This window comes from Aeromonas rivipollensis (genome assembly GCF_010974825.1).
Classification (GTDB): Bacteria; Pseudomonadota; Gammaproteobacteria; order Enterobacterales; family Aeromonadaceae; genus Aeromonas; species Aeromonas rivipollensis.
In genome coordinates, this window is the sequence record NZ_JAAILA010000034.1 from 1 (window position 1) to 12,885 (window position 12,885).

Below are 12,885 nucleotides of genomic sequence, written 5' to 3' on the forward strand. Positions count from 1 at the left end.
CATCACCGGTACCAACGACGCCCCGGTCTCGACCAATGACAGCGTGACCACGGACGAAGGCACGGCGATTCTCCTCTCGCTGTTGGACTTTGGCAGTTACGCCGACGCGGAAGGCAGTGCCATTGCCGCAGTGAAAATCACCACCCTGGAAAACAACGGCAGCCTCGAGTTCTTCAATGGCAGCAACTGGGTCGGGGTTACGGCGGATCAGGTGATCAGCGCAGCAGACATCTCGGGAGGCAAGCTGCGTTTCGTGCCGGATGGCAACGAGAACGGCAGCCCATACGGCACCGTCGGCTTCAAGGTGAGCGACGGTGCCGTGTTCAGCACCAGCGAGTACGCTCTGACCCTGAATGTCACCGCAGTGAACGACAGCCCGAGCATAGAATTGTCTCCCACCACAAACAGTTACAACGTTCGTGATGAGTTCAGCGCAACGGCCTACAACAACAATGACGGGAGCACAAACTGGGCAAACAACTGGACGGAGAACGGCGAAGCTACGAATGCCACAGCTGGGGATATCCGTATTGTCAACGTTAGCGGAGCCATGGCTCTGCAGTTCGGTGACAGCGTCGGCGCCATCGACAATGCGGACGACTCCATCCAGCGCACGGTGAATCTGAGTGGAGCAGAGTCAGCAACCCTGAGTTTCGACTATCGTCGTGTAGACTTGGATAACGCCGGCGATCAGGTGCTTGTGCAGGTCTCCAGCGACAATGGCGCCAACTTCACCACGGTGCAAACCCTTGCAGGTGCTGGGAACGACGCATCATTCCTGAGCTCTAGCATTGATATCTCGGCGTACATCTCCGCTACGACCGTAGTCCGGATTGTTGCAAGTGCCGGCTTGAACAGCCTGACGGAGGGCGATTTTGTTTACATCGACAACGTCAACGTGGCCTATGTCATATCGAACACTCCTACCTACACAGAGGGCGGGGCCGCGGTACTTCTTGATAGTGGCGCGGCGCTGAGCGACCTGGAACTCGACGCGGCGAACAACTACGCCGGAGCAACGCTGACGCTGTCGCGAAATGGCGGAGCCAACGCCTACGACGTCTTCTCGGGCAACGGCTTGCTGTCCCTGAGCGGTGGCAACGTCATTTACAACGGCACCAACGTCGGTGCCTATACGCAATCAGGCGGCATGCTGGCCATCACCTTCAACGGCAACGCCACCAGCGGAGTGGCCGATGGGGTGCTGCAAAGCCTTGCCTATGCCAACACCAACACCACACCGCCGGCATCCGTGCAGATCCACTATGTGTTCAGCGACGGCAACAGCGGTGCTCAGGGCAGCGGCGGCGCCTTGTCGGCGGCTGGCGATGTCACTGTGAATATCGTCGCAGTCAACGATGCACCGGTGAACTCGGTACCGACGTCGATCTCGGTGACCGAAGACACGGCAACCAAGCTCACCGGCATCTCCGTCTCGGATACCGACATCGGTGGTTCCAACCTTACCGTAACGCTATCCATCCCGGGCAGCAGCGGTGCGCTTTCCGCGTTGAGTGCGGGCGGCGTCACGATCGGAGGCTCGGCAACCGCCATCACCCTGACCGGGACGCTCACGGCGATTAACGCCTTCCTGGCCAATCCGGCCCAGGGTGTGACTTATACACCGGTGGCCAACGCCACGGCGGATGTCATCCTCACAGTGACGTCGAGCGATGGCGGCGCCACAGGTACGGGTAGCACGCAAACGGACAGTGATACAGTGACGCTCGACCTACTCGCGGTGAATGATGCGCCAGTGCTGAATACAGCGGCCACCCCGACCGGAACTGCAGTTGCAGAGGATGCCGTTGCACCCGCGGGGGGCGTGGGCACACTGGTGTCGAGCTTGGTGGATTTCAACCCGCCAGCGGGAGGCAACAACAACGTATCCGATGTAGATAGCGGTCCGGTGACGGGCATCGCAGTCACCGCCGCCGATGCGGCCAACGGCACCTGGTACTACTCGCTCGATGGCGGCACGAACTGGCTTCTGCTGGGCATACCCACTGGCGGCGCGGCCCGGTTGCTGGCCGCGGACGTTGACAACCGGCTTTATTTCAGGCCTTACGCCGACTACGACGGCAGCGCCAGCATCACTTTCCGGGCCTGGGATCAGACAGCAGGCACTGATGGCGGCATCGCCGACACTACTGTGAACGGTGGCAGCACCGCCTACTCGACGGCGACCGATACGGCGATCTTCGACGTGACGGCGGTGAATGATGCCCCAGTTTTCGCGGCTTCAGGAGGCTTGCTGACCATTATCAGCAACTCCGGCAGCGGCTCGGTCAGTTTTACCGAAGCGGCGCTGGCGGCCTATTTCTCCGACCCGGAGGGATCGGCAATCGGCATCAATACCGTGCAGGAAAGCTCCGGGCTGGATGATGCCTCTGGGACTAGCCTGGGAGCAGGTAACGTTGGCACAGCCGGCACTATCACTATCGACGACAACGGCACGCTGGACGGCAGCTTCCTGGTCAATGCGACCGATGGCTCGGCCAGTAGCGCGACCGTCTCGATCGCATTCGACAATAACAACACCGGCACCTTCACCCTGAGCGCCACTGGCAGCGGGGACTCGATTATCGTCGCCGACCAGTCTTCGGACACTACGCTCAACGGTGGCGCAGGAGCGGATTACCTGATTGGCAACTCCGGCAATGACAAGCTGGTCGGCGCGGATAACGACAAGGTATTGAACGGCGGCAATGGAACCGACACCTTGCAGATCAACGCCCACTTCACCAGCAGCAGCGATTCGCAGATCGTCAATGTCGAGAGTGTGGTCTTGACGGTTGCTGCGACTCTGAATCTTAGCAATCAGAGCGAGGGCTTCACCGTTTCCGGCTCCACAGGGGCAGATAGCATCACCGGCGGCTCAGGAGGTGACCGCATCAATGGCGGCTCAGGCAACGATACCTTAATGGGGGGCAGCGGTAGCGATCAGTTCCGCCTACAGACCAATGGCGGCAATGACACCATTGTCGATTATGTCGATGGCACGGACGAGATTGCATTTCTCGATAATGGCTCTACAGGCAGCGGCAGCGTCAACTTTGGCAACACCAGTGGAGATACGGACGGCAATACGTTGAGTGGATCCGACTTCGATGCCCGAGCAAGCTTTGCTGCAATACAGAGCAGCGATGACAACCAAGTCGTGCGGATCAGTGCTGCTGGTATTGCCAGTGCCGATATTCTCGCGGCGGATGCAGGTGATGACGCCACCAACACCTATGTCATAGTGTTCAATGACGAACTGGATCGGGGTGAGATCTGGTTCGACACGAACTGGAATGACACGGCCAACCGCGTTCAGGTGGCAACGCTGAACAACATCACCACCCTGGCGCAACTCAACGCAATCGATGAAGACGATATCGATGTCTACAGCAGCCCAGTGGTTGCACCCGCAGGTGTAGCTGGATCACCGATCAACCTCGCTTTGACCGAGCCGACTGATGCCGCTGGCGACCTCACGGTCACCGTCAGCGGTGTCCCCGTCGGCTGGTCCATCAGCGGTGGCACCGACAACGGCGACGGCAGTTGGACCGTGGTCACCGATGATCCAAGCAGTCTCACCGTGACCACGGCTGCTGATTTTGCCGGTGCCATGGTGCTTCCGGTGAGCATGAGCTGGACCAACGCCGATGGCAGCGAAGGCCATGCCACCTTGCTGGACAATGTCGAAGCCTACGCCCCCGGCTCGCCGATCTTTGCGTTGTCCCAGGATGACAACCTCAGCGGCTCGTCCGGTGCCGATACCTTTGTGTTCGCCCAGCCCATAGCCCACAACCAGGTCTATGGCTTCGATGTGGCGGCCGACCGGCTGGATCTGATTGGGTTTGGTGCAGGTCTGGACTTCACCAGTCTGCAGATCGCAGGCGATGGTCAGGGCAATGCCGTCATCACCCTGGGCCCGGACTCCAGCATCACCTTGCGCGGGGTGGATGCCGGGGCGCTGGGGGCGGCGAACTTCGTGTTCGACCTGGCCCCCGAGATGAGCAACAGCGGCACCATGATACTGCACGATGGCGCCATGCTGCCGCTGGGGGGCTTCCTCGACAACAGCGGCAGCCTGGTGCTCGACTCACAGGGACGGGACACCCGCCTGGAGGTGCTGGTCGAGCACCTCACTCTGCGCGGCGGTGGTCAGGTGGTGCTGTCCGACAGCCCGACCAACCTGATCGTCGGCAGCACGCCGCAATCACGCCTGGTGAACGAGAACAACACCATCTCGGGCGCCGGCCAGCTGGGTGGCGGGCAGCTGATGCTGGCGAATGCGGGCCTTATCCTGGCCAACGGCCTGCATGCCCTGCTGCTGGATAGCGGCAACAACGTCATCGACAACAGCGGTACCCTGGCAGCGACGGGGGCGGGGGGCATGACGGTGACCAGCGCGCTGGATAACAGCGGACACCTGTGGGCCAACGGTGGCGATCTGCGCCTGCTTGGGGATGTGACGGGCGGCGGCAGTGCCACCATCGACGGCGATGCGACCCTCGCCTTCGGCGGGGCAGCCCGGCTTGGCAGCGTGGCCTTCCACGGTGACGGGGCGGGCACCCTGGCGGTCGAGGCGGATGATGCCATGTCGCTTGGCACCATCCTCGGCCTGGAGCAGGAGGACGGGCTGCTGCTGAGCGATCTGATCTTCGGCGCCGACACCCGGCTCAGCTACAGTGCCAGTGCCGATGGCACCGGCGGCTTGCTGACGGTGAGCGACGGTACCCAGAGTGCCGCACTCCGCCTGCTTGGCCACTACTCGGAGGGGGACTTCCAGCTGGCCGGGGAGGCGGATGGCAGCGTCAAGGTCGGCTATGGTGGCGCCGCCAGCGGTACCCTGATCGGCACCATGGAGGACGACGATCTGCAGGGAGGGGCTGGCAACGACATCCTGGTGGGCAGGGCAGGGAGCGACCTGTTGCACGGCAGCGGTGGCGCTGACACGTTCGCCTGGCTGCAGGGGGACCTCGAGGCTGGCAAGGTGACCCGGGACTATGTGGCTGACTTCAATCAGGGGGAGGGCGACAGGCTGGACTTGAGTGATCTGCTGGATCAGGATGGCAGCCAGACGATGGACTCTCTGAAGAGCCTGCTCTCCATGGTGCAGGAGACGGACGGGATCCATCTGCAGGTGCAGGACACCACCACCCATCAGGTGGCGCAGGATATAGTGCTGATGAATCACACCTTCGGCTCCCTGACAGGGGATGCAAGCAGCACGGCCTCCCAGGTGATCGACTACATGCTGAGCAACCACAGGCTTGATATCGATAACCCGTAAGCAGGAAGAGACGGGTAGGGAAGCGGCGGGTCATTCCGCCGCTTTTTTATCTCCCCCATTGCCCGGCGATAAAAGTGGGGGCGACGTGCTCGCCAGGGAGGGGGAACACCGGGAGTGCCAAGGCCCGGGCTGCACCTCAATAGACCCGACCATAGCAACTGGCCAGGTTTCGAAGTCTTGCCGAGCTCCCTGCCCCCTCAACCATCGATCCGGCAAGGGAGAGTGTCAGGCAGGGATCACCCGCCCACCAGCTTGACTTGAAAGCCGGCCTTCTCCAGCTCGGCCTTGATAAGGTCCCGTTTGTCCCCCTGGATCTCGATGATCCCCTCCTTGAGGCCGCCTCCGGTACCGCACTTCTTCTTGAGCAGGGTGGCGATGGTTTTCTGCTGGTCGGCTGGCACGCCGTGGATGCTGATGACACCGGCGCCCTTGCGACCCTTGGTCTCGCGGCGGATGCGCACGACCCCGTCGGCGGGGAAGGGGGAGGCGCTCTGGGTGGGGGTGGATTCCTTGATCATGCCGCCGTCCGTGCTGTAGACCAGGCGGCTGTTGTTGTCGTGACTCATGGCAATACTTTGTCGGTTAGCTAAGCGGAGTTTGATTTTACGCAAATAAATGTTGAGGGCACAGCTTATAATCCTCCCACTAAAAGCGAATTATTCTTGTTTAACTTCAGGAGCCCGTCATGGTACTCACAGAGTTGTCGCCGGGGCAGCGTGCTCGCATCAAGAACATGAACCATCTTGGCCGTACCTTGCGACGCAAGCTGATGGTGATGGGGCTCTTGCCCCAGACCGAGATCCTCTATCTGCGGGCGGCCCCCCTGGGGGACCCGCTTCAGATCCAGTGCCAGGGCATCTGCCTCTCCATGCAAAAGAGCCTGGCCCAGCAAATCGAGGTCGAACCGGTATGAACTACTCCCTGGTAACCGTAGGCAACCCCAACAGCGGCAAGACGTCCCTGTTCAACGCCCTGACCGGTGCCCGCCAGCAGGTGGGCAACTGGAGCGGGGTCACCGTCGACAAGAAGATGGGCGAGTTTTCCGCCAAGGGGCAGGATTACACCCTGGTGGACTTGCCCGGTATCTACTCCCTGGCCAATCAGGAGGCGAGCCTGGACGAGCAGATCGCCAGCCGCTTCGTGCAGGGCCAGCAGCCGGATTTGCTGCTCAACGTCATCGACGCCGCCAATCTGGAGCGCTCCCTCTATCTCACCCTGCAACTGCGGGAGCTGGGCCTGCCCATGGTGGTGGTGCTCAACAAGATGGATCTGCTGCAAAAGCGCCGCATCACCATAGACGAGGGGCTGCTTGGCCAGGCGCTCGGTTGCCCCGTGGTGTCGCTCTCGGCCCACAATCGCCAGCAGGTGGCGGCCTTCAAGGAGCAGATCCACCAGTTCATCGGCCAGCCCCAGCCCGCCCTGGTGCTCGATTACGGTCAGCCGCTGGAAGCCGACATCGCCGAGCTTGAGACCCTGCTCGCCCCCCACCACCTCAGTGACCGCGGCCGTGCCCTGCGTCTGCTGGAGGAGGACGTTGTCATGCAGGAGACCCTGGCGGCGGGTCAGCAGGCGGCGGCCGACAACGTGGTGAGCCGTGCCCACCACGCCCAGGACATAGATCTGCAACTGGCTGACTTGCGCTACGGCCACATCCACCACTGGTGTCAGCAGGCGTGCCGCCATCAGGACAAGCTCACCGTCGCCCAGAGCGAGCGGCTGGACAGGGTGCTGCTCAACCGCTGGGTGGGCATCCCCTTCTTCCTGCTGGTGATGTACCTGATGTTCATGTTCGCCATCAAGGTGGGCAGCGCCTTCATCGACTTCTTCGATATCCTGGGGGGCGCCCTGTTCGTGGACGGGGTGCATCACCTGCTGGGGCTGGTGTCGGCACCCGACTGGCTGGGGGCCGTGCTGGCGGACGGCGTCGGCGCCGGTCTGCAGACGGTGGCGACCTTCATCCCCGTGGTGGGCTGCCTCTTCCTGTTCCTCGCCGTGCTGGAGAGCTCGGGCTACCTGGCCCGCGCCGCCTTCGTGGTGGATGCCCTGATGCGCCGCCTTGGGCTGCCCGGCAAGGCCTTCGTCCCCATGCTGATGGGCTTTGGCTGCACAGTGCCCGCGGTGATGGCGACCCGCACTCTGGGGTCGGAGCGCGAGAGGCTGATGACCTCGGCCATGGCGCCCTTCATGTCCTGCGGCGCCCGGCTGCCGGTCTATGCCCTGTTTGCGGTGGCCTTCTTCCCCGAATCGGGCCAGAACCTGGTGTTCGGCCTCTACCTGCTCGGCATACTGGTGGCCGTGCTCACCGGCCTCTTCCTGCGCAGCACCCTGCTGCCGGGCAAGAGCGACTCCATGGTGATGGAGATGCCGGACTACGAGTGGCCCCGTCCGGTGGACGTGGGGCTGCGTACCTGGCAAAAACTCAAGGCCTTCATCTTCGGCGCGGGCAAGACCATAGTGCTGATGGTGGCGGTGCTGAGCGTGCTCAATTCGCTGGGTACCGACGGCAGCTTCGGCAACCAGGATCAGGAAAACTCTGTGCTGAGCAAGATCAGCCAGTCGGTGACCCCAGTGCTGCATCCCATCGGGATCCGGGAGGAGAACTGGCAGGCCACGGTCGGCATCCTCACCGGCATCTTCGCCAAGGAGGCGGTAGTGGCCACCCTCAACAGCCTCTATGCCGGCAGCGCCGGTGACGAGGAGGAGAGTGAATACTCCCTGCTCGGGAGCCTGAAGGAGGCGCTGGCCACCATTCCCGCCAACCTGGCGGACATAGATCCCGCCGATCCCATGGGGCTCAAGGTCGGGGAGCTGGCGGATCAGCAGGCGGCCGCCGAGGCCCAGGAGGTGGATACCTCCACCTACGGCAACATGCAGACCCACTTCGACGGGGCGGCCGGTGCCTTCGCCTACCTGCTGTTCGTGCTGCTCTACATGCCCTGTGCCGCCGCCATGGGCGCCTTGGTGCGGGAGACCGGCCGCCAGTGGGCCCTGTTCACCGCCGCCTGGTGCAACTACATGGCCTTCATGTGCGCCACCCTCTTCTATCAGCTGGCGACCTTTGCCGCTCACCCCGAGCAGAGCCTGCTCTGGACCCTGAGCTACGGGCTCTCCCTGGTGCTGCTGTGGTGGTTCGGCCGCCGCCACGGGGACATAGTCGCCCGCAAGGTGGTGACCCTGTGACGGCGCAAGAGAGGAGATGGACCCATCAAGGGGAGGTCACGCCATGATATTGCGAGAGCTGGGTGATTATCTGGCGGCGCAGCAGAAGGTGAGCCGGCGGGATCTGGCCCGCCACTTCCACACCTCGGAGGATGCGGTGGAGGCCATGCTCGGCGTCTGGATGCGCAAGGGCCGCGTCACCAAGCGGGAGACCCGGGTGTGCGGCGGCAGTTGCTGCGGCAAGAGCGAGGAGGTGATGTTCGAGTGGTGCGAACCCGGCCGGATCGGCCTGGTACAGCGGCGCTGAACGCGCTGCCGCCTGAGAGCGTTATCTGACAACAAGAGACCCGCCATTGGCGGGTCTCTTTTTTGCGTCTGCTGCCGATAGGCGGGGCGGGCAGATGTGGCCATCACAGCCTGGCCAGCATCTCCTGGGTGACCAGCACTATGCCCTGCTCGGAGCGGTAGAAGCGGCGGGCATCCTCGCAGGCGTTTTCCCCCACCACCAGCCCTTCCGGCAACCGGCAGCCCTTGTCGATCACCACCCGGCGCAACCGGCAACCGGCCCCTATCTCGACCCCGGGGAAGATCACCGCCTGATCCAGGGTGCAGAAGGAGTCGACCCGCACGTTGTTGAACAGCACGGAGCTCACTATGAAGGAGCCGCTGACTATGGTGCCGCCGGCGAACAGGGAGTTGATGGTCATGCCGTGCTGGCCGTTCTGATCCTGCACGAACTTGGCGGGGGCCGTCATCTTCTGGCTGGTCCAGATGGGCCAGTCCTGATCGTAGATGTCGAGCTCTGGCGTCACAGAGGCGAGATCCATGTTCGCCTCCCAGAAGGAGTCCACAGTGCCCACATCGCGCCAGTAGGGGCGCTTCTGCGGGCAGCAGCCGACGCAGGAGAGGCTGAACGGATGGGCATAGGCGGTACCCTCCTTGACCACCCGCGGGATCACGTCCATGCCAAAGTCGTGGTGGGACTGCTCGTTGGCAAGATCCTCTTCCAGCAGCTGATAGAGGTAGTCGGCGTCGAAGATGTAGACCCCCATGGAGGCCAGCGCTGTGTCGGGTTTGCCCGGCATGGCGGGCGGGTCGGCGGGCTTCTCGACGAAGGCGTTGATCTTGCGGCTCTCATCCACCGCCATCACGCCAAAGGCGCTGGCCTCCTGGCGCGGCACCTCGATGCAGGCCACCGTCACCCGGCTGCCCAGGTTGACGTGATCGAGCAGCATGGCGGCGTAATCCATCTTGTAGATGTGATCCCCCGCCAGCACCACCACATATTTGGGGCCGTGCTCGCGAATGATGTCCATGTTCTGGTAGACGGCATCGGCGGTGCCGCGATACCAGCTGACCTCGTCAATGCGCTGCTGGGCCGGCAGCAATTCGATGAATTCGTTCATCTGGTAGCGCAGGAAGGACCAGCCCGACTGCAGGTGACGCAGCAGACTGTGGGACTTGTACTGGGTGACCACGCCGATCCGGCGGATCCCGGAGTTGATGCAGTTGGAGAGAACGAAGTCGATGATGCGGAACTTGCCACCAAAATGAACGGCCGGTTTTGCCCTGCTGTCCGTCAGCTGCTGGAGCCGACTGCCTCGCCCCCCGGCTAACACCAACGCCATGGTCTCGTTCAATAACTGCCTGGACCTTGCTGTGTTGGCTGGTTGTAACAACATTGAATACCCCTTTATTGATATACCTCCTCAATGGTGCCTCTTTTGAGGCCTGTTTGAAAGGGCTTTCAATCAGCAGGGGATTCAAATTGATTTTTTTGTCATTTATGTGAGCGAGCGCCATTGCCAATCAGGAAGATGGCTAGGTTTGTGGTCGAATGCTGGGCAGAGGGCAGAGGGCAGAGGGCAGAGGGCAGAGGGCAGAGGGCAGAGCGAAGGGGGGCTGCCGTGCTCTTATCGAACACCCGGCCGCGAGGGCGGCCGGGTGTTGCGGGGGAGGGGGCGCCTGACTAGAAGAGATCGTTGTTATCATCCTTGGTGGGCTCCAGGCTCCAGCCGCTGGCCGCCGCACTGTTGCCTATCTGCCCCTTCTCTCTCCACAGCTTGATCTTGAGGCGCAGGTTGTTCTGGGAATCTGCGTTCTTGACCGCCTCTTCTTCGTCTATCACCCCCTCCACCACCAGATCGAACAGGGTGCTGTCGAAGGTGACCATGCCGAGGGCCCTGGATTTCTCCATGATCTCCTTGAGGCCGCCAAACTCGCCGCGCTTGATGAGATCGCGAATGGTGTGGGTGCCGAGCATGACCTCCACCGCCGCCCGGCGGCCGCCGTCTGTGGTCTTCACCAGCCGCTGGGAGACGAAGGCCTTGAGGTTGTTGCCAAGATCGTTGAGCAGCTGGGGGCGGCGCTCCTCGGGGAAGAAGTTGATGATGCGGTCCAGCGCCTGGTTGGCGTTGTTGGCGTGCAGGGTGGAGATGGCCAGATGCCCGGTCTCGGAGAAGGCCAGCGCATGCTCCATGGTCTCCCGGTCGCGAATTTCACCGATGAGGATGACGTCCGGCGCTTGGCGCAGGGTGTTCTTCAGGGCCGCGTGGAAGCTGCGGGTATCCACCCCCACCTCCCGCTGGTTGATGATGCTCTTGCGGTGGCGATGGACGAACTCCACCGGATCCTCGATGGTGATGATGTGGCCGCCGCTGTTGCGGTTGCGATGGTCGATGAGGGCCGCGAGCGAAGTGGATTTGCCCGAGCCGGTGCCGCCGACGAAGAGCACCAGACCGCGCTTCTCCATGATGGTATCGAGCAGCACGGGGGGAAGCTTCAAGTCTTCGAAGCGGGGGATCTCTGTCTTGATGTTGCGCGCCACCAGGGAGACCTCGTTGCGCTGCTTGAAGATGTTGACCCGAAAGCGGCCTATCTGGGGCAGGGAGATGGCGAGGTTCATCTCCAGCTCCTTCTCGAACTGCTGCTTCTGCTCCGAGTCCATGAGCTCGGCGGCTATCCTGGCCACCTCGCCCGGCTCGAGCGGCACCTCGTTCAGGGGGCTAAGGGCGCCGTTGAACTTGGCGCAGGGGGGCGCCCCTGTGGAGAGATAGAGGTCGGAGCCATCCTGCTTGGCCAGGATCTGTAGCATGTCTCGCAATTCCATGTGTTGCCTCGTCACTCAAAGAAATAGGGGGAGCAATGTGCTTGAGTGTACAGCCTCAGGCACCGGTCAGTTTCTCGCGAAACACAAAAAACACCGCGCCCAGGATGCACAGGCCGGCCCAGAGGTAGTCCCACTTCAGGTCCTCTTTCAGATAGAAGATGGAGAAGGGGACGAACACGGTGAGGGTGATCACCTCCTGCAGTATCTTGAGCTGACCGACCGAGAGCACGGTGTGGCCGATGCGGTTGGCGGGCACCTGCAACAGGTACTCGAACAGGGCGATACCCCAACTCACCAGGGCGGCGATGATCCAGGGTTTGTGGTTCATGCTCTTGAGATGGGCATACCAGGCGAAGGTCATGAAGACGTTGCTGCAGATCAGCAGACCGATACTGGTCATGATAGGGTTCATTAGGTTCTCCTTTGAAATCAATGCATTTTATCTCGACTCCATGGGTTTTCATAAGTGGCACATGAGGGTATTTTTAACCCACAAGGATGTGACAACAGAAGGTTGAAACTGGATGGGCAAGACAAGCTGGGGAGTGCTTTGTCTGTTGTTTGCCTGTATGACGCCCGTTACCGCTATGGCAAACGGCGCGCCAACCCTGACGGTGGTGACCGATGTCTGGCCCCCGTTTCGCATGCTGGCGCAGAACGACGAGTTCCATGGTCTGGATATCGACATTCTGCGCCAGTTGCAGGCTCGCAGCGGCATAGCGCTCACCCTCAAGCGGGTGCCCTGGGGACGGGCACTCAAGCAGATGCAGACAGGTCAGGCGGACTTGATGATAGGGTTGGCCCACACCCCGGAGCGGGCGGCCTTCATCGATTACCTGCAACCTGCCTATTACCAGTGCCGGCCAGCCTTCTACGGCAAGGCGGCGGCGGTGGCCACCCTGAAAACCTACGAGGATCTGCGCGGCAGGGAGATAGGCTATGTGCTCAACTCCGCCTATTTCGCCCCCTTCGACGACGACGGCCAGCTCGACAAGCACGGGGTGCCCACCGAGGATCAGTTGCAGCGCATGGTGGAGCGGGGCCATCTGCCCCTGATGATAGGCACCGACTGCCAGGTGGATTACGCCCTGAGCCAGCGCAACGACGCCGGTCTCATCAAGGCGGACTATCGTCCGCCCCATCCTGTGGTGCTCTATCTGGGCATGAGCAAGTACTCACCCCACCATGATCTCGGGCCTGCACTGGCGCAGGCGTTGCAGACCATGGTGGAGAGCGGCGAGATAGAGGCGCTGGCACGGCCTTACCAGCCTTGACCTTGGGTGGTAACGCGCTGTTATCATGCAGCTTTCCTGCTGGCCCCCGGTTCGGGGCG

Annotated in this window: 9 protein-coding genes; 5 read left to right on the forward strand and 4 right to left on the reverse strand. The window is 62.1% G+C overall.

What is annotated here, in order from left to right:
* The first annotated feature begins 1 nt into the window (after position 1).
* The gene (locus tag G4923_RS18470) at positions 2-5,284 is read left to right on the forward strand and encodes a type I secretion C-terminal target domain-containing protein (RefSeq protein ID WP_338120474.1); all 5,283 of its coding nucleotides are present in this window, start codon (positions 2-4) and stop codon (positions 5,282-5,284) included.
* 236 nt (positions 5,285-5,520) lie between these two features.
* Here the strand turns inward: G4923_RS18470 and G4923_RS18475 are convergent, their stop codons facing one another.
* Positions 5,521-5,850: a translation initiation factor gene (locus tag G4923_RS18475; RefSeq protein ID WP_163137937.1), complete on the reverse strand. Its 330-nt coding sequence runs from the start codon at positions 5,848-5,850 to the stop codon at positions 5,521-5,523.
* Between the two features lie 119 nt (positions 5,851-5,969).
* Here G4923_RS18475 and G4923_RS18480 point away from each other — a divergent pair, with 119 nt between their 5' ends.
* The 3 genes from G4923_RS18480 to G4923_RS18490 are packed head-to-tail and all read left to right on the forward strand — an operon-like array spanning position 5,970 to position 8,750.
* On the forward strand, positions 5,970-6,197 hold the full coding sequence (locus G4923_RS18480) for a FeoA family protein (protein WP_025327407.1): 228 nt from the start codon (positions 5,970-5,972) through the stop codon (positions 6,195-6,197).
* Entirely contained in the window at positions 6,194-8,464 is a 2,271-nt protein-coding gene (gene feoB, locus G4923_RS18485) for a Fe(2+) transporter permease subunit FeoB (RefSeq protein WP_163137938.1), read from the forward strand. The genes G4923_RS18480 and feoB overlap by 4 nt, the downstream gene beginning before the upstream one ends.
* A gap of 43 nt (positions 8,465-8,507) precedes the next feature.
* Positions 8,508-8,750 carry a FeoC-like transcriptional regulator gene (locus tag G4923_RS18490; RefSeq protein WP_163137939.1) on the forward strand — a complete coding sequence of 81 codons (243 nt, stop codon included), beginning with the start codon at positions 8,508-8,510 and terminating at the stop codon, positions 8,748-8,750.
* A 103-nt stretch (positions 8,751-8,853) separates the two neighbouring features.
* Here G4923_RS18490 and glgC read toward each other — a convergent pair whose 3' ends face one another.
* The 3 genes from glgC to G4923_RS18505 all read right to left on the reverse strand — a co-directional run bounded on the left by glgC (position 8,854) and on the right by G4923_RS18505 (position 11,964).
* A complete protein-coding gene (glgC, locus tag G4923_RS18495; RefSeq protein WP_111912664.1) occupies positions 8,854-10,125 on the reverse strand; it encodes a glucose-1-phosphate adenylyltransferase in 1,272 nt (423 codons plus the stop codon).
* Between the two features lie 287 nt (positions 10,126-10,412).
* Positions 10,413-11,552, reverse strand: a complete 1,140-nt coding sequence (gene tapW, locus G4923_RS18500) for a type IVa pilus ATPase TapW (RefSeq protein WP_139751448.1) — start codon at positions 11,550-11,552, stop codon at positions 10,413-10,415.
* A gap of 55 nt (positions 11,553-11,607) precedes the next feature.
* A complete protein-coding gene (locus tag G4923_RS18505; protein ID WP_010675200.1) occupies positions 11,608-11,964 on the reverse strand; it encodes a DMT family protein in 357 nt (118 codons plus the stop codon).
* A gap of 112 nt (positions 11,965-12,076) precedes the next feature.
* On the opposite strand from G4923_RS18505, the gene G4923_RS18510 reads away from it, so the two are divergent.
* Positions 12,077-12,826: a substrate-binding periplasmic protein gene (locus tag G4923_RS18510; RefSeq protein WP_163137940.1), complete on the forward strand. Its 750-nt coding sequence runs from the start codon at positions 12,077-12,079 to the stop codon at positions 12,824-12,826.
* The last annotated feature ends 59 nt before the right edge of the window (positions 12,827-12,885 follow it).